We start from the raw sequence: 15,419 nt of genomic DNA, 5'->3' as shown, positions 1-15,419 counted from the left end.
GTCAACCGGACAGCGCCCTGACAGGGCTCGCGCCGGCCGTCCGGAACTAATTGAGAGGGCCGGATCTCATAGTTCAGCTGATTCCGAGTGGCGGCCCGTGACACCCCCAGCTCCGCCGCGCGCCAGTAATACGTCACGTGACGTTATGGATGGTTCGGGACTGGATGGTCACGTTCGGCGAATTGGCCGGCTTGGAGCGGTTTTAGGCCCGCACCTCGACGACCCAGTCGCCCGCTGACGGTGATGATGCGCCGGCGATATTCATCCTCGTCGTTTCGTCCAGCGGCGGGCTCGATGAGTTGCACAGCGGATTCGCGATCTCGCATCAAGCCTTCGATCACGCCGCTGACGATGACGTCGTACATACTCTGCCGAGACGTGTGCGTCAGGTCGCCGGCATTCAGCAAGGTGGCCAAGTCGAAGGCTTCACGGTCGAAATTGTCTCCGTTCACGCTTCCACCCAAGGAGCCCGGCGCACAACCAATATTCCGTCACTGTGACACTTCCCTGCAGGAAGGCCGTCAGGAAATCCATTGCTGTGCAACGCCTTTACGATAGCTGGTGGATAGCCACCCCCTCCCGGCCTGGTTCGCCGACTTCCTCAATGACCGGCAGGCAAGAAAACTCTCGGCGCACACGATCAAGGCCTACCGCCAGGACTTCACCGTCATTGCGTCAGCATTGACTAACGACGCGTCGGCGACGATGTCCGTATCTGACATAACCAAAGATTCGGTGCGCCGTACCTTCGCCACGTATGCGGCAACTCGCGATGCGGCGTCGGTCCGTCGATGTTGGTCCACCTGGAATGTACTGTGCACCTTCCTCTATGTGGGGAGAACACATTTCATCCAACCCCATGCTGCTTGTTGGCCGCCCCAAACGCTTTCACGTGCACTCCCCCGACCAGTCGTCGACGCGCTGCTGTCGACGGTCTCGCAAGACGTTGACTCAACGCGGATAACTGATTGGGCCGAAAGGAATCTGGCAACGTCACCGCAGCAGGCATCGAGACGCGCAACGCAGCTTCCCGCAATCCGCTCTGCGGCCCCATCTCGTCAAGCGAACGCGATCCTTCCTGATTTGTCGTAACGTATGGGCGAAATATGCTGCAGAACAACATGTTTAACACTTGGGATTTGCCACGTGCTGGGTAGGCAGACGCCGATTCCGGGCCGCAGGTGCGGGGCGGTAAGTTGGTGCCTATGAGCGGGATTGGCGAGTCGCGCGGTTCGCGGAAGAAGGCGCGTACCTATGCTGCGATCCTCGATGCCGCTGAGGTGCTGTTTCGTGAGCGTGGTGTGCGGGCTACCACGATCGAGGATGTGGCCGAGCAGGCCGATGTCTCGGTTGGATCGGTCTACGTGCATTTCAAGAACAAGTCGGGTCTGTATCTGGCGCTGGTGGAGCGGGCCCTGGACTTGAATGAGACGGCGATGGCTCGGGTTGCCGAGCAGAACATCGCCAGCCCAATGGAACGGGTCCTCGCCGCTGGTGAGGCGTACCTGAGGTTCCATCTCGAGGAACCAGGCGCGTTCCAGATGATTGCGCTGCGGGTCCTTGAGCCTGGTTCAGGCCAGGACGACCCGGAGGTGGAAAGCCGCATCGCCGATCGCGTCGAAGCACTGGTCGGTGCCGTCCACGCGGACTTGGTACTGGCGGCGCAGGCGGGCGAGATCCGTGACGATCTGGACCTCGCCCGCGTGATGCGCTTTGTCTGGGGCGCATGGAACGGCGTGATCGCTTTGGCGTTGCGTCAAGACCGCCTCCGTGTTGATGACGCCGAGCTTGAGCAGACCCTCGGCGTAGGTCTGCAGTTGCTCAGGGACGCATTGCGCGCCGACGACGCAGAGCTGTAGTGGCCATGCCGACGAACCCAACCGTTGTGGACACGAACGAAACCGTCGCCGCGGCCATATACCTCTTGTCCTGAACGAGCTTTGGCTCGAACGCCATCGGCAGGAACAGCATGGCGTTGCTCCACGCGCCGGCTGCCAAAGAACGCTCGACGATCTTCGGGGCATCAGGAACCGCTAGTCCGAGCGCCACGCTGCAGGTCCCGAGCATGGCAAGGTCAAGGTGCCATTGGCGTATGCGCGGGACGCTGACGATACCCAGACGTTTGGCCCTTTCTTTATCGGACATCGCCAGGGTGTAGACCCAACCGGATAGCGCGGCAGCGGCCAGCTCAACGGCGCCGGAGGTGACCAGCGCGGACGGACGAGTGCTCACGCCTTGGCCTCCGTGGACCGTGCGGCCTGCGAGCGGTCATAGAGGCGGCGCCCAACCAGGTTCTGGTAGCTCTATGCCGCAGAGGCCATGGTCCCACGCTCCTGAAGCCAGAACCGGTCGCTGGCGAGACGCGGCGCGCGGCGCCCGAGTTCGACCTCGGCCATCACCACGCCCTCCCCCTGTTCCCGGCTCCGGAACGCCAGGACACGGCCAGTCGCATCAACGATCTGGGCGCCGCCCTCGAAATGGCCTCGGTACGGCAACGGCGTTCCCAGAAAGCGGCACTCGACAGTTCCGGCGTGCGCGGCGTGAATGACGGGTGCCCCGACGTGACGGGCGAAGGTCGCCGGCGACCGGGTCGCCCGAAGCTGGTTACGGGCTTCAAAACCGGCAAGCAGCGGCCAGTTGGTCGGCATGCTCCACCAACCCGAACCGCCCACAACCAAGTCGACCTGCCCACCGAGGCGGGCGACAGTCTGCGAGCGCATGAGCTCCCAACACATGGCAACACCCACAGTGTGCTCACCGACCTCGAATCGGCCGGGGTCGGTGCCGCCGGTGTAGAGGGCGCTCTCCCACATCGTGGGGAGATCCTTGTTGTGCCGGCCAATGAAGTCACCGTCGGGTCCGAACAGGAAGAACGCGTTGCGGTTCTCGCCGTCGCTGTCGCGAACAATGATCGAGCCGCCGACGTGAATTCCGTGCTTCTGCGCCAGGCGCGCAAGGAGTTTGGTTGGCTCACCGTCGGCCGGTGGCGCGCTCTCGCCCAACTCGCGGCAGAAGCCGACGCCCGTGGCGAAGAACTCCGGCAGTACGACCCACGTGGCACCCTCGGCGGCTGCCCGGGAAGCGAGCCGTTCGCAGGCGTCGAGGTTGTAGTCGATGTCGCCGAGCTTTGCCTCGGTCTGTACCGCCGCCGCAAGAACAGTTTTTGTAGTTCCATTCATAATTGAATGATACTAGAATCCTGGGTGTCGGCACAGGGCCTGCGCGGCTGCTCGATCCGCACCGACACTCGGCGGATTCACGGCATGCGCAGTGAATCCGCGCCAGGGTGGTCGTCGGAATCAACGCCTGGCTGTGATGACGACGCGTCGGGGGTCTGGTACATCCTGTTGCGGACAATGTGTTCGACGAGAATCGGAACGTAGGTTTGGATTCGTGCCGCATCGAAGTGCGCGGCGGCCTCCTCACACCAGCGCATGATCTCGGCATTCCGCCGATCGTCTTGGCGACCTTCATGGTCCGCCAGTTTGCCTGCGACTTCGGCCAAGGACCGCGCTGCGGCGGCGGCTGTGCCTGTGCCGGCGCAGCTTCGTTCCGGTACAGCGGCCAAGGCCTGTTGAGCATCCCGTTCACGGGTCTGTGGCGAGATGACGCGCAGTGTGAGGTGATGACCGTCCTGCCCCACGAGGATGACGCTGGCCGGTTCGGCACTGTCAAAGGCCAGCAGTTCGATTGTCTGACCAGCGATTTCGGCCTCAGGCGGCGTGTGCGTCCAGCCGTTGCGGACATAGCCCACCATTACTACCTGGCCCAGCCGGTGCGTCAGCGTGGACAGCAGGGCGGGAAGTTCGGCGACCAAGTCCGTTGAGCAAGGCCACCAGGCACCGTCGATGTGTTCCGACGGAAGTCGGTTGGTGATTCGTACACGGACTCCGGCGACATCGTCCACATTCGGTTCGCCAACCAGAGCATCGTCGTGCACGGTGGGATTCGGTCGGTCGGTTCGCGTTCTTGCGGGCGGGGCTTGCTGGCTTGTTTGCGACATGCCGCCAGGATGCGCGAGCTACGTCGAAGGCACTAAGGCCATTAGGCCCTCATGGTTAGAGGCCAAGGAACGGTGCCAGATTCGCGTGCTGCCGGTAGTGAACCTCAGGACGACGAAGGGCAAACGTCCAGTGGCCGAACGGCGTCTGCGTGGTGTCGTTACCACTCACGTGCCGACCCGAGCGGGGGCGGTTCACGTGTCGTCGAGTACCGCCAGGGGCCACCTTAATTCCGGTGAGTGGCCGTAGACATATCCCAAGCCGGAGGTCGACTGCGGCGTGGGCTCGCTATCCGAGCGAAGTGGACGTCACGGCATCGGGATCCGTGGCGGCGCCGGAATGGGCGGCGGTGACGGAATGGCCGGTGGCGATGGAATCGCAGGAGGTGACGGGATGGCCGGCGGCGCCGGCATCATGGGGCCGCCCGGCTCGGGCGCGGGCATCTGCGGTGCGGGCGATTCGGTGACCGGGGCCGACGAGGACACCGTCGGTTCAGATGAGGTCGGAACGACTGTGGACGTGGATGTTTCGGTGCTCGATGTCGTCGTGGTGACCGATGTCGTCGTCTTGTCGTTCGACGCCTTGTCGCCACACGCAGCCAGGCTGCACACGGCCAGCGCCAGCGCGCCGACGCATACGGTCAGGCGATCTGCAGACAGCGGATTCGGGATGGTGCGCATGGTGGAATCACTTTCTTTCGGCAGTATCGTGGCCGCGGATACCCGGTATCCGACCAGCCACAAGAGAAGACGCCGCGATCACGATTCCCAGAATCGCCACGGGAATCGACCACGCCCGCCGATTGGACAGTTCGGATTCACACTGTGCGACGTAATCGGTATGCGGGACAATCTGATTGAGGATGGGAACGCCCCCGACGCCGGACGCGTTCGCCGAGCGCGCCTGGTCGAGATTTTGGAACAGTGCGTTACCGCAACCTACGTCCTTGCCGTCGCTGCTCGACGTCGAAACGGGTACCAGCAGCCCGATGACGCCCGCCAGCAACAGAATCGCGCCACCCAGCAAAATCACTCGTCGAACCGACATCTTTGCTCCTTATCGCCGTTGCACCAATGGTGCCGATACACCAAATGCCAGTTGCTCAAGACTTCTTCGAGGGAATGACGATCACGACGATCAGCGTCAGGATCGAGAAGAACAGACCGAGAATGCCCCAGCCCAACGAGCTTCGGCCCTTCATGCCGGCGATCACCGCGCAGATGATCGCGGCGATGACACTGCCGACGGCGACAAAGATTCCTTTGATACCCCGCAGGATGAATCCAGCTGCCTCGGGCTGACTCTGCAAGGCGAACAGCGCTTCGTGAACCATGTCAATTCCTCACACTCAGTGACGCGTCGAGGGCATCAGCTCACTCAGCTATTCCCTGCCCCGACTTCTTCCAAACGTCACCGTCGAGCTCACGTCTATTGTTCGGTTCGAACGCGCTGGCGGTGAGGTCAGCCCAAGCCCCTGCCTTTGGTTTTCGCAATCTGCACGACCGCGCGTGCCGCTACGGTGTTACCGGTACCCCCGGTGGCCCGGGCAATGTCGGCAAGGGTGGCGTCGACCGCCGAGATCACCTCCGCAAGACTCGCCGGGTGGGCCGCGGTGACAGTCAATTCCACAGTCGGCGTGCGGCGATCGGCAATGGCTTTTCCTTTGGCGGACTGCACATTCGAGTCCCGCTCCAAGGCCTCGGCGGCCGCCGAGGCGACGCCATCGAGGTTCACCGTGATGAACCCCGGGTCAGTGGTGCCTGGCACGCGCAGCACCGGTGTCTTCCGGACGGGAACATGCGCGATGAGCCAGACGAGCCCGATCACCACCAAGACAGTTCCGGCCCCGGCCAACTCCCATGGCCACCACGTGGAGGTGGCGGCGTGCGCTACCGGTCCGGTACTGATGTGTTCCGGTGCCATACGCACCAGATGGGTAGGCCACAGCACCGCCGCGGCACCCAGACCGGCCAGTGCGAGTCCCGCGACAAGAGCCGCGGCACGATCAAGGAAATCAGTCGGGAGCAGGCTCATGCAGCCCCGCTCGTACCGACGTGCACGACGATTCGCGGTGTGGGAACCAGGATTTCGGTCGCGCTACCCACCGCAGCAGCGATCGCACCCTTGGCCGCGACGTCGGACTCGGCGCCGGTGAGGCCGACGTACATCGTGACCTTGCGTCGAGTCGCCGCCGAATTCAGCACTTCGACACCGGGCACGCAAGATGCCGCGTGCGATGCCAATCGTGCGACGTCGCGCGGGCGCATCCACACCGATCCCGCTGCATCGACGGCGACGACCGTCTTGCGTCGGGGCCTTAAGGCAACGAATACCAGCCAGCCGCCAAGGATCAGCGCAGCGGCACCGGCGGGCACCATCCACCACTGGCTGCGCAGGCCGTTGAGTGCCGAGACGGCCGCCCCGATCCACGGCGTTCCCGCGACCCAGCCCAGCTCCACACCGGCTTCACGCAGCGAGACGACCCCGCCGCACATGACAATCAGTGAGAGCGCCACCGCGACATATCGAGCGGTGGCAGCAGCGACTGGGGACCGGCCCGGTGCGGGTAATGCAGGGTTGTCGACGGTCATCATCGAGTCCTCTTCGTGTCTTTGGTGCCGGCGCTGAGTTGGTCGACGGTGACATCGACGCGGTCGACGTGCAATCCGGCCATGTCGGACAAGGTCTGCGCGACGTTGCGCTGCACCGCACGGGCGACTTCCACCGCCGGCGCGGGCCATGCCACGGTCACCTTGAGGTGGGCCGTGACCCGGTCACCGGTGACAGTCAGCTGAGCTTGGGGCAGAGACCGGCCGGCGATCTTGGTGCGGCTTTCCGGGAACGGCAGCACGTCCGGTGTATCTAGCGCAGCCCGGACGGCAAGCCGTTGTGCGACCTTCTCACGTACGGTCAGGGTGCCGCGCGTCGCACCGTCGTCCTCGGAATCGGACTCCGCTGCAATCGATTCGGTCACCTCTGACTCAGTCACGGTCGCGACCCCGCAACAAAGCGGACAGGTCGAGTTCGCCGTCGCGGTAAGCGCCGATCAGGTATCCCCCCACGCCGAGCAGCAACGCGATGAGAAAGCCGCCGAGCCCGCCCGCGGCTGCGGCGATACCGAGCAGCAGACCAGCAACCAGACCCAGCGTCGATGAGGTCATGATGTGAACCTTCCGCGAAACGAAGTTGTACTGCCACTTGGGAGTTCGTGAACCACGGTGGGACGGCGCGCCCCTCGTCGCGCCGCCACACCGTGGAGGCCTACTGCAGTCCTCGACCGGGCGTTGGTGTCACCGGCACTGGCACCAGATCCTCGATCGTGACGTCGACGGGCAGTTCAGTCAGCTCGGCGACGGCCCGCTGAATTGCAGTTGCGGTGGGCCGTACCGGCACGCCGAGCACAAGACTCACGTGCACGTCGACCCGGTCCGCCCCGATCCGGATCCCAGAGACCCGCCGTCCCGGCAGGTAGGTCGCCACCTCACCGAACATGCCGGCGTGCAGGCCTGCCACGCCGTCGACGGCGCTTACCGCGGCAGCAATGCGGTCGGCGGCGTCCTCGTGAACCGCTCCCCCCGGCGGCGCATCACTGGACACGGGCAGGCGCGGCGTCGGCATCGTCGCCGCTGTCACCGTCGAGGTGCACATCGTGGACGGTGATGTTGACCTCGGTGACCTCGAGACCCGTCATGCGTTCGACCGCGGCGATGACATTGCGCCGGATGCCGGCGGCCAGATCGGCGATCGCCACGCCGTACTCGGCGACGATGTCGATGTCGACCGCTGCCTGCTTCTCCCCGATCTCGACCGATACACCCTGGCTCTGGTTGACGCTGGCACCAGGGATCCGCTCGCGGATGGCGCCCACCACGCGCGACGCCCCGCCGCCCAGGTCGTACACGCCGCTGACTTCACGGGCCGCGATGCCGGCGATCTTGGACACGACCACGTCCGCGATGGTCGTCTTGCCCTGCGAGCTCACCAACGGTGACCCCTGGTAAGGGCTGACTTCTTTGCCGGCCGACTCCACATCGGCCTGTGCGCTGGTCATCACCGCTCCCCTTTCGACGTCGATATATGGGTAGTCGTTACTCAAGACTCGAACCGAACGCCCCGCTTGAGTGATACAGGACACATCGCAAATCTACTCAGCTGAACGTGCTCAGGCAGCCCAAGCGGCGGCCGGTTCTGGTACGAAGGCCTATATTTCAGGAGCGGTGGAGCGTAACTGAGAGCGGAGTGTGGTGACAGCGCCAACCGGTGGCGACCTACGCGACGCTGACGACGAGGCCCTACGGGCATCGGCGGTAGTCGGCGATCGCGAAGCATTCGACGTCATCGTGAACCGCTACGGACCGGTGCTCTACCGGTACGCGCGGCGAATGCTCGCCTACGAAGCCGATGTCCCAGATGTCGTGCAGGACACCTTCGTTGCCGCATGGCAACAGATCGGCGCCTTTCGTGGAAGCTCATCACTTCGGACGTGGTTGTTCGCCATCTGCTACCGGAAAATTGCCGATACACACCGGCTGAAGCGTGCCCGACCGGTTGAAGATTGGGTGCTCGAGCCGCTGGCGGGGCCCGACACATCCGCGGACCCGTTCACCGCGGCGTCCAATGCGGCCTTCTTGGATGCCCTGGAGTTGGCGCTCGGCGAATTGCCGGTGCGCCAGCGCGCGGTGTGGATGATGCGGGAGGTCGAGCAGATGACGTTCCCTGAAATTGGCGAGGTGCTGCACCTCAGTGCCGATGCGGTGCGCGGTCACCACCTTCGGGCTGTCAAGACCCTGCGTGTTCTGTTGAGGAGGTGGCAGTGACGGAGCCCGATCCCTTCCTGCACCGCGCAGCCTCGTACCTGAGGACTGTGCCCGAGCCCGGCTGGGACGCCATCAGCAACAGGGTGCGTGCGGCAGTGCATGCAGCGTCCCGAGCCGGCTGGCCCATCCGGGCGTCCCGGGACACCGGTGCCGGAGTGGTGTACATCAGCGACCACGCCCTCCGCAGCCTGCTGGCCCGGGAGCTGCGACGCGCATTTGTCTGCCAACCGACACGTATCGCGTTCACGCTGGAAGGCGCGGTGCTGCGTGCCATCGACATCGACGTCACCGGAAGCTACGGAACCCAGCTGCGCGATCTCGGTGACGACATCCGGCGATTGGTGCTCGACACCATCCGAACCATCCTCGACGAACTCGACCACGACGGCGGCGCCCCCGCCGGACCGATCGATGTCACCATCACCGACGTCGTGGAGGGTGACCCGCTGGGGTAACAGCAGCTCGAATCCCCGCTGGGGTCATCCTGCCGCGACTACGCCACGGGTGTCGGCGACCCCAGCTCGCTGGGCCTCGCGGTCGGCCATTCCCAACACCCGTCGAAGGCGGCCAGCCGCTGCATTTTTCGTCAACGGGGGTTCGGCCAGACGCCCCAAGTCGTCCAATGACAATTCTGGGTGTTCGATGCGTAGACGTGCGATGTCAACGAAATGCTGGGGTGCCCTATCCCCGAGGATTTCCAATGCGCGTTGGGCTCGAATCGCTGACGCCATCGCCGACCGTTGCGCGCGACGCTGATTGGAGTCGACCAATGCGGCATCAGCGATGATCGTGCCGGTCCGATCTCGGTGCGACTGCCAGGCCGCTCGCGTTTGTTGGGCACCAATTCGATTCAACAACAAAGAGATTGTGTCGGTGTCTCGCACCGTGACACGATCTGCGCCCCGCAGCTGTCGAGCCTTCACGTGCACCCCAAGTCGGCGCGCAGCTCCGGTCAGCGCCAGGGCAGCTTCCATACCCGGGCACTCGACCTCCAGCCCGCGCGCCCGACCGGCCAACGACAATGAGCCCCGCGCGAGAAACGCCCCACGCCATACCGCTTCGGCTTCTGCGGTACTACCGCCAACGATCTGCGGCGGCATGCCCCGGACGGGCCGCCCCCACCGGTCGATCAGCCCGGTCCAGCGGGCCACATCTTCGGCCTGGTGGGCAACCTGCACCAGGTAACGACTGCGCGAACCGATGCTCGGCAGCGCACGTACTTCTGCCGAATACCCGCGCAAGTCCTTGAGGTCCTTGCAGATGCGGGTGGCCACGGACTCTCGATCGACGTCGGCGTCGATCACAACGCGCCCCCCGTGTACCCGCAGCCCGCCCGCGAATTGGAGAAGCGCGGTCACTTCGGCCTTGCGCGCACTGGGCAGATGCACGACGGTACTAGCGAGCTCGTCTTTCGCCCTCGGTGTCAACACTACAAATCCCCCACAACACATTGGTTCCGTACTCGCCGCGGTCTATCCACCACATCGGGAATCTGGGCTCAGGCGACACTGTGCGATCTGGCGCGCGAGACGTTCCGAAGCCACGCCATCGGGATGGTGCCGCACACGCCAGGTATGGAGCGAGTCGACCAGCGCGTCGGGCACCGAAAGTCGTTCACGTTCAACGACTGTCATCGCAACCTGGATCACCGGGTCGAACTCGCCGATACCCAGGTTCACGTACGCGTTATTGAGTTCCGCGACCGTCAAGCGAGCGCGGACGCACTCCACCAATTCCCATGCAATGTCGGACTCGCTGGTCAACGAGGTGATCCCTTCGGACGTCGGGCCGGTTCCGCATCGCACCGGGAGTGCTCTGGCCCCGTGACGACGAGCCGACGGAGGTAGTTCCGCTGGTCAAAGGTGAGGCGCTGGATGAAGTTGGCCAGCGCGGACGCCTCGGTGCCGTCGTCGGGCATGTTGCGAGGAAAGACCACCCACACCGATTCACCGCCGGCCGCGCCGATTTCGGCAATGAACCCTCCACCTGCGAGCTGCTCGCCCAGTGCACACAATCTCCAGCCTTGCGCTTGGAGCGCATTCGCCCACCAGTACGCCACCCGTACCGGACGCGGCGGTTGACAGATCATGCCTGGGATGTGCGCGGAGTTGCGGCCCGCCGAGCACGACTGCTTCAACAGGCGCGAGTCGCCCAGCAGCGCCAGCACATCCGCGGTCTCGTCCGTCCACCCTGCGGACTCGTGCTGTGAGTAGTCCTGCCATCCAACCGAATTCATTCGTTGCGGCCGATCGTACACAGTGTCTGGTGTACCGACTCCGGGGTGAAATCGATGTCTGCGTGCACGTAGGTGCCCGAAACGCGGCTCGCACCGCCATCGTCGATGACCACCACGCAGCCATCAGGTGTGATCGTGGTGTCACACCACAGCGTGTTCGTTGTCGTCCGCAAAGCCAAACTCCTTCCAACTGCGCCGCGCGGCGGCTTGTCCCGGTCGTTGTGGTCGACAGCAGACACCGGGCACCTTCACAGAAAACGGCGCAACCCACACCAACGTGCATCACACGGCCCGCGGACTCCCACGGCCTCCACCGGGTCGTGGCACCGCAGGGTGGGCACGATCTCCGACTTACGGCCTGGCAACACCCGAGGGGAGCCGGCCCAGCGCACCATAGCTCACCGGATGTCGTCGATCTGGTCGCCAACCACGGCGGTTGCGTTCGCGGTCAGCTCCGCTGCGAACCCCGGATAGCAACCACCGGACGGGCAATCCTCACAGGCGCCGCGACGGCAATGTGAGCAACGCGACCATCGACACGAGACACCGCGAAACCCGCGGCACAACACGAAACACTGCATCCCCCTTGAGAAGACCTGCCCCAAGCCCCCCGGCTTACCTGGCACTCAACTGATGTCACGAGAATTCCACGAACCCACCGACGCGTCAACTCCGCGCAAACATTTGCTGTCGTTGCATTCACAGAAATGTGAGCTAACGTGCGTGCGACGGGTTCACGCCCGAACACCACCCTGCGGCGTCCAGCCCAGGCGCCGCACCCCCGGGCGGTCATCATCAGGTCGCTTCAGCGCCACGGCGGAACCGATATCCATTCGTACGCCGCAAGGCTCTGCACCGCATCATGATTCAAGGGGGAATCACATGGCCAGCAAGAAACGTCGCCAATCTTCATCGGACGCAGCCACTTTCGCGGAGCGACTCAACCGATTGTTCGCCACCGTCTACCCGCCCGGGCGCGGTCCGTACCGAAACTTCGAAGTGACGGAGGCCCTGGCCCGCCGTGGGTACCGACTGTCCGCCCCATACCTCTCGCAACTACGATCCGGCATCCGGGCGTGTCCATCCCCTCGCACCGCGGACATGTTGGCCGAATTCTTCGGCGTGGGCGTCGACTACTTCGACCCCACCACCGGTTATGCCCGTGCCCTTGATGCCGAACTCGACTGGCTCCACCTCACCCATGACGAGTCCGTCCGCGACCTCACTTCTGCACTGCTGACGTTGACGCCCGGCCTGCGCGACGACCTGCTCGCCCCGCGGTGCGATGGGGCGTAGGCGACCACCGCGAACCTCGTTCCGGGGCAGCGGGATTCCCGTTCACGGCGCGACCGGGTCATCCGGCCTGATGGGCCGCGTGTGCTCGGGCCTGATCTCGCCGCCGTCGGGCGTTTGGTACCGCAATCGGGGCAGCGAGATACCGGTGCGCGAGTCGACGTAGGACGTGCGGGGCTCATCCTCGGTGAACGCATTGTCGGCACCCCATTCCCGCAGCGCGACGATGAGGTGAAAGAGCCGCTCCCCCTTGGGGGTAAGCACATACTCCCGATAAGACGAGCCGCCGGCTTCGGGCCGCGACTCCATCACCCCGGCTTCCACCAGGTGTTGCAGACGGCCAGACAAGATGTTCTTCGCGACGCCGAGGCTGCGTTGAAATTGGGAGAACCGCGACACCCCTTCGAATGCGTCCCGAAGGATCATCAACGTCCACTTGTCCCCAACGATGTCGACGGTGCGGGACACCGGACAGGTTGATTGAGCCAGCCGACCACTCATGACACCCCTCACCCATCCTGGTTGCTATTTGCAACCAGTCTACCTATTCTCTGGTTGCAATCTAGTACCACTTCGCTGGATCTCGGAGAAAGTGAGCCGATCGAATGTCGTGCACAACGGAACCGGCGACCGGGCAGGTCCAAACAATTGACGCAGGGACGGCCCTGGTGCTTGCCTTCGTCAGCGGCGCAGCGGTGGCCAATGTCTATTACGCCCAACCACTCCTGGACGAGCTCGGCACCCAGTTGCACCTGTCGGCGGCTCAGCTGGGATGGGTAACCACGGCGACACAGGGCGGGTACCTGCTGGGGCTGATCCTGGCGGTGCCGTTGGGTGATCGCTTCGACCGTCGGCGGATCATCCTCGCGCAACTGGCCGTGACCGCGCTCGGACTACTCGGAGCAGCGGTTGCGCCGTCGGCGTGGGTGTTCCTCACCTTCTGCGCGATCTTCGGCTCGGCCTCGACCGTCGTCCAGGTGATCACCGCGTTCGCCGCGGCCACGAGCCCGCCAGGTCGGCGCGGGCGCACTGTCGGCGTGGTGACCTCGGGCGTGGTCCTCGGAATTCTCTTGGCCCGCACGGTTTCCGGGTCGATCGCTGGACTATGGGGTTGGCGGGCCGTGTTCATCGTGGCAGCGCTGGTCATGCTGGCCGTCAGCGGTTGGCTGGCCGTTGCCCTCCCCCGCGACACGATCGAGAAAGTTGCTGTGCCTTATCGCCGGGCGATCATGTCGGTCTTCGTACTCAGTCTGCGGGACAGGGCATTTCGCGTACGAAGCCTCATCGGCGGCCTGATGTTCGCCAGCTTTGGCGCCGCATGGGGATCCATGGCACTGCCACTCGGTGCGGCGCCGTGGCATCTGACCGCGACACAGATCGGACTGTTCGGCATCGTCGGCGCGGCCGGGGCGCTCGGCGCATCGGGTGCGGGCCGCTGGGCCGACGCGGGTCGCGCCCAACTCGCCACCGGCGCAATGCTCGTCGTACTGCTCGCGTCCTGGCTGGCCATCGCCCAGGCACCCAGCTCGCTACTCCTGCTCGGAATCGGTTTGGTGGCTCTCGATTTCGCGGGGCAAGCGCTACACGTCATCAACCAGCACCTGATTGTCGACTCCGACCCGACGGCGACCACGAGTCTGATCGGAGGCTACATGGTCTACTACTCGATCGGCACCGGCCTCGGCGCCGTCGCCGCGACGGTCGCATACGCATACGCCGGATGGGCCGCGACGAGCATCGTGGGTGCCATGTTCGTGGTGGCCGCCCTCATCGTTTGGGTCGGCGACCGCCTGAGCTAAGGTTCGCGGCCAGCCGTCAGGCTCGGCAGTAGGACATCGTCGACCAAGATTCGCACCGTGTCATCGGTCGGTGGCCGATCCGAAACCAGTGCCCGGAACACCAGATATCCCGGCAACAGATCGAAGATCTCCTCGTTGATGGCCGAGGGGTCGATCTCCCCGCGTTCCACCGCCTCGGCCAGGACACCGTCGATCACCAACTTGCGCTGAAGAACGAACTTCTCCTGCATCACCGCTTGCAGGCCCGGACTGTGCGACATCTCGTTCAGCACGGCACGCATGGTCCGCGTGTGTTCTTGAGCCTGTTCGCACGTGGCTCGACCGATTTCCAGAAGGTCGCTCCGCAGCGACCCGGTGTGTGGCGACACCGCGGAATTGCGGGTGCCCTCGATGAACGCGGCGAGCACCAGATCAGCCTTCGACGGCCAGCGCCGGTACATCGTCGCCTTGCTGGCTTTGGCCCTGGTCGCCACCGCTTCCACGCTCAGGCGGTCGTACCCGTGCTCCTGCAGCAGTTCCAGCGTGATGGCCAACAGTTCGGTTTCGCGCTCACTCCACTGGCAGCTGGAGCCGGCGCACATGTCATCGGACATCGCGACACCCCTTTCGGCCTCACTGACTCAGATGGAATACCAGAGTTACACCACGACGTTGCACCCCGATGCGGCATTTGGGTGCAGGGTTTTGCGCATATGTCAACCCGGTTGCGATCGTTCGTACGGTACCGTACCGTTCTGCTTCACGGGACGATTTGGCGATATTGCTTTGGCTGTTCGTCTACGGGGGCGTCGAAAGGCTTTGGCTTGAGCAAGTTTTCGGTGGGTAAGTTGGTACGCCGGCAATGGATCGCCATCGTGGCGATCGTGGTGGTCGCCCTCGTCGGGTTCAGTGTCGACCGACTGCGCGGCATCTTCGGCTCCGACAACGAGATCTCACGGCCCGGTTCAGATGCCCTGGAGAACACCGGCTACAACCCGAAACGGGTGCTGTTCGAGGTATTCGGTTCGCCGGGATCCGTGGCGACCATCAACTTTCTGGACATCAATGCCCAGCCTCAGCGCGTCGAGAACGTCACGCTGCCGTGGTCACAGGCCCTGACCACCGACGATCCGACGATGTACGCCGATCTGCGCGCACAGGGTGACGGCAGCACCATCGGCTGCCGTATCACCGTCAACGGCGTCGTCAAGGACGAAAGGTCCACAAACCACGTGAACGGATACATCTCGTGCCTGGACAAGACCGCATGAGCGCACAGCAAGGGGTCGGAGGC

Annotated in this window: 26 protein-coding genes; 7 read left to right on the top strand and 19 right to left on the bottom strand. The window is 64.3% G+C overall.

Features of this window, described 5'->3' with window-relative positions:
• Positions 1-143 precede the first annotated feature (143 nt).
• Positions 144-416, bottom strand: a complete 273-nt coding sequence (locus G6N59_RS02565) for a hypothetical protein (protein ID WP_163910872.1) — start codon at positions 414-416, stop codon at positions 144-146.
• A 145-nt stretch (positions 417-561) separates the two neighbouring features.
• Between G6N59_RS02565 and G6N59_RS31775 the strand changes: the two genes are divergently transcribed.
• Positions 562-1,092: a site-specific integrase gene (locus tag G6N59_RS31775; RefSeq protein WP_163910869.1), complete on the top strand. Its 531-nt coding sequence runs from the start codon at positions 562-564 to the stop codon at positions 1,090-1,092.
• Between the two features lie 113 nt (positions 1,093-1,205).
• Positions 1,206-1,859, top strand: coding sequence for a TetR/AcrR family transcriptional regulator (locus tag G6N59_RS02555; protein ID WP_138230704.1), 654 nt, complete (start codon positions 1,206-1,208; stop codon positions 1,857-1,859).
• Here G6N59_RS02555 and G6N59_RS02550 read toward each other — a convergent pair.
• The 12 genes from G6N59_RS02550 to G6N59_RS02495 all read right to left on the bottom strand — a co-directional run bounded on the left by G6N59_RS02550 (position 1,822) and on the right by G6N59_RS02495 (position 8,052).
• Positions 1,822-2,232 carry a hypothetical protein gene (locus G6N59_RS02550; protein WP_138230703.1) on the bottom strand — a complete coding sequence of 137 codons (411 nt, stop codon included), beginning with the start codon at positions 2,230-2,232 and terminating at the stop codon, positions 1,822-1,824. The two genes, G6N59_RS02555 and G6N59_RS02550, sit on opposite strands and share 38 nt — an antisense overlap.
• A 71-nt stretch (positions 2,233-2,303) precedes the next feature.
• Positions 2,304-3,179, bottom strand: a complete 876-nt coding sequence (locus G6N59_RS02545; protein WP_138230702.1) for a carbon-nitrogen hydrolase family protein — start codon at positions 3,177-3,179, stop codon at positions 2,304-2,306.
• A gap of 77 nt (positions 3,180-3,256) precedes the next feature.
• Positions 3,257-4,003 (bottom strand): DUF5994 family protein, encoded by a 747-nt coding sequence (locus G6N59_RS02540; RefSeq protein ID WP_220099686.1) that lies wholly within the window; start codon positions 4,001-4,003, stop codon positions 3,257-3,259.
• Between the two features lie 306 nt (positions 4,004-4,309).
• Positions 4,310-4,681 (bottom strand): hypothetical protein, encoded by a 372-nt coding sequence (locus G6N59_RS02535; protein ID WP_138230701.1) that lies wholly within the window; start codon positions 4,679-4,681, stop codon positions 4,310-4,312.
• Positions 4,682-4,688: 7 nt separating this feature from the next.
• Complete coding sequence (locus G6N59_RS02530; RefSeq protein WP_138230700.1) at positions 4,689-5,048, bottom strand: aminopeptidase; 360 nt, start codon at positions 5,046-5,048, stop codon at positions 4,689-4,691.
• Between the two features lie 55 nt (positions 5,049-5,103).
• Positions 5,104-5,334 carry a deoxyribodipyrimidine photolyase gene (locus G6N59_RS02525; RefSeq protein ID WP_138230699.1) on the bottom strand — a complete coding sequence of 77 codons (231 nt, stop codon included), beginning with the start codon at positions 5,332-5,334 and terminating at the stop codon, positions 5,104-5,106.
• Between the two features lie 128 nt (positions 5,335-5,462).
• Positions 5,463-6,035, bottom strand: a complete 573-nt coding sequence (locus G6N59_RS02520) for an Asp23/Gls24 family envelope stress response protein (RefSeq protein ID WP_138230698.1) — start codon at positions 6,033-6,035, stop codon at positions 5,463-5,465.
• Complete coding sequence (locus tag G6N59_RS02515) at positions 6,032-6,592, bottom strand: DUF6286 domain-containing protein (protein WP_138230697.1); 561 nt, start codon at positions 6,590-6,592, stop codon at positions 6,032-6,034. Before G6N59_RS02515 ends, G6N59_RS02520 begins: the two co-directional genes overlap by 4 nt.
• Entirely contained in the window at positions 6,592-6,975 is a 384-nt protein-coding gene (locus G6N59_RS02510; protein WP_234884235.1) for an Asp23/Gls24 family envelope stress response protein, read from the bottom strand. The genes G6N59_RS02515 and G6N59_RS02510 overlap by 1 nt, the downstream gene beginning before the upstream one ends.
• 7 nt (positions 6,976-6,982) lie before the next feature.
• Positions 6,983-7,162, bottom strand: a complete 180-nt coding sequence (locus tag G6N59_RS02505) for a hypothetical protein (RefSeq protein ID WP_138230696.1) — start codon at positions 7,160-7,162, stop codon at positions 6,983-6,985.
• A gap of 100 nt (positions 7,163-7,262) precedes the next feature.
• Positions 7,263-7,619, bottom strand: a complete 357-nt coding sequence (locus G6N59_RS02500; RefSeq protein ID WP_138230695.1) for an Asp23/Gls24 family envelope stress response protein — start codon at positions 7,617-7,619, stop codon at positions 7,263-7,265.
• Positions 7,588-8,052: an Asp23/Gls24 family envelope stress response protein gene (locus G6N59_RS02495; RefSeq protein WP_179970267.1), complete on the bottom strand. Its 465-nt coding sequence runs from the start codon at positions 8,050-8,052 to the stop codon at positions 7,588-7,590. The genes G6N59_RS02500 and G6N59_RS02495 overlap by 32 nt, the downstream gene beginning before the upstream one ends.
• Positions 8,053-8,242: 190 nt before the next feature.
• Here G6N59_RS02495 and G6N59_RS02490 point away from each other — a divergent pair, with 190 nt between their 5' ends.
• Together G6N59_RS02490 and G6N59_RS02485 are read left to right on the top strand one after the other, a co-directional pair.
• Positions 8,243-8,818, top strand: coding sequence for an RNA polymerase sigma factor (locus G6N59_RS02490; RefSeq protein ID WP_306789611.1), 576 nt, complete (start codon positions 8,243-8,245; stop codon positions 8,816-8,818).
• A complete protein-coding gene (locus tag G6N59_RS02485; RefSeq protein WP_138230693.1) occupies positions 8,815-9,273 on the top strand; it encodes a hypothetical protein in 459 nt (152 codons plus the stop codon). Before G6N59_RS02490 ends, G6N59_RS02485 begins: the two co-directional genes overlap by 4 nt.
• Positions 9,274-9,297: 24 nt before the next feature.
• Here the strand turns inward: G6N59_RS02485 and whiA are convergent, their stop codons facing one another.
• From whiA to G6N59_RS02465, 4 genes are read right to left on the bottom strand one after another with little or no spacing between them, the layout of a single operon-like run.
• Positions 9,298-10,245, bottom strand: coding sequence for a DNA-binding protein WhiA (gene whiA, locus G6N59_RS02480; protein ID WP_170212398.1), 948 nt, complete (start codon positions 10,243-10,245; stop codon positions 9,298-9,300).
• Positions 10,246-10,290: 45 nt separating this feature from the next.
• A complete protein-coding gene (locus tag G6N59_RS02475; protein WP_138230691.1) occupies positions 10,291-10,581 on the bottom strand; it encodes a hypothetical protein in 291 nt (96 codons plus the stop codon).
• Complete coding sequence (locus G6N59_RS02470; protein WP_138230690.1) at positions 10,578-11,054, bottom strand: hypothetical protein; 477 nt, start codon at positions 11,052-11,054, stop codon at positions 10,578-10,580. Before G6N59_RS02470 ends, G6N59_RS02475 begins: the two co-directional genes overlap by 4 nt.
• Positions 11,051-11,227 (bottom strand): hypothetical protein, encoded by a 177-nt coding sequence (locus tag G6N59_RS02465; protein WP_163910866.1) that lies wholly within the window; start codon positions 11,225-11,227, stop codon positions 11,051-11,053. Before G6N59_RS02465 ends, G6N59_RS02470 begins: the two co-directional genes overlap by 4 nt.
• A 709-nt stretch (positions 11,228-11,936) precedes the next feature.
• On the opposite strand from G6N59_RS02465, the gene G6N59_RS02460 reads away from it, so the two are divergent.
• Entirely contained in the window at positions 11,937-12,350 is a 414-nt protein-coding gene (locus G6N59_RS02460; protein WP_138230689.1) for a helix-turn-helix domain-containing protein, read from the top strand.
• Between the two features lie 42 nt (positions 12,351-12,392).
• On the opposite strand, the gene G6N59_RS02455 is transcribed toward G6N59_RS02460, so the two are convergent.
• On the bottom strand, positions 12,393-12,848 hold the full coding sequence (locus tag G6N59_RS02455; RefSeq protein ID WP_138230688.1) for a winged helix-turn-helix transcriptional regulator: 456 nt from the start codon (positions 12,846-12,848) through the stop codon (positions 12,393-12,395).
• Positions 12,849-13,015: 167 nt separating this feature from the next.
• Here G6N59_RS02455 and G6N59_RS02450 point away from each other — a divergent pair, with 167 nt between their 5' ends.
• Positions 13,016-14,146 carry an MFS transporter gene (locus tag G6N59_RS02450; protein WP_234884233.1) on the top strand — a complete coding sequence of 377 codons (1,131 nt, stop codon included), beginning with the start codon at positions 13,016-13,018 and terminating at the stop codon, positions 14,144-14,146.
• Here G6N59_RS02450 and G6N59_RS02445 read toward each other — a convergent pair.
• The gene (locus G6N59_RS02445) at positions 14,143-14,739 is read right to left on the bottom strand and encodes a TetR/AcrR family transcriptional regulator (protein ID WP_138230686.1); all 597 of its coding nucleotides are present in this window, start codon (positions 14,737-14,739) and stop codon (positions 14,143-14,145) included. The two genes, G6N59_RS02450 and G6N59_RS02445, sit on opposite strands and share 4 nt — an antisense overlap.
• Positions 14,740-14,949: 210 nt before the next feature.
• Between G6N59_RS02445 and G6N59_RS02440 the strand changes: the two genes are divergently transcribed.
• Positions 14,950-15,396, top strand: a complete 447-nt coding sequence (locus G6N59_RS02440; protein ID WP_138230685.1) for an MmpS family transport accessory protein — start codon at positions 14,950-14,952, stop codon at positions 15,394-15,396.
• Positions 15,397-15,419: the final 23 nt, after the last annotated feature.

Origin of the sequence: Mycolicibacterium aubagnense, assembly GCF_010730955.1 — a bacterium.
GTDB classification, from domain to species: domain Bacteria; phylum Actinomycetota; class Actinomycetes; order Mycobacteriales; family Mycobacteriaceae; genus Mycobacterium; species Mycobacterium aubagnense.
The sequence above is the reverse complement of the archived record's forward strand: the minus strand, read 5'-3'. Positions and strand labels throughout refer to the sequence as shown.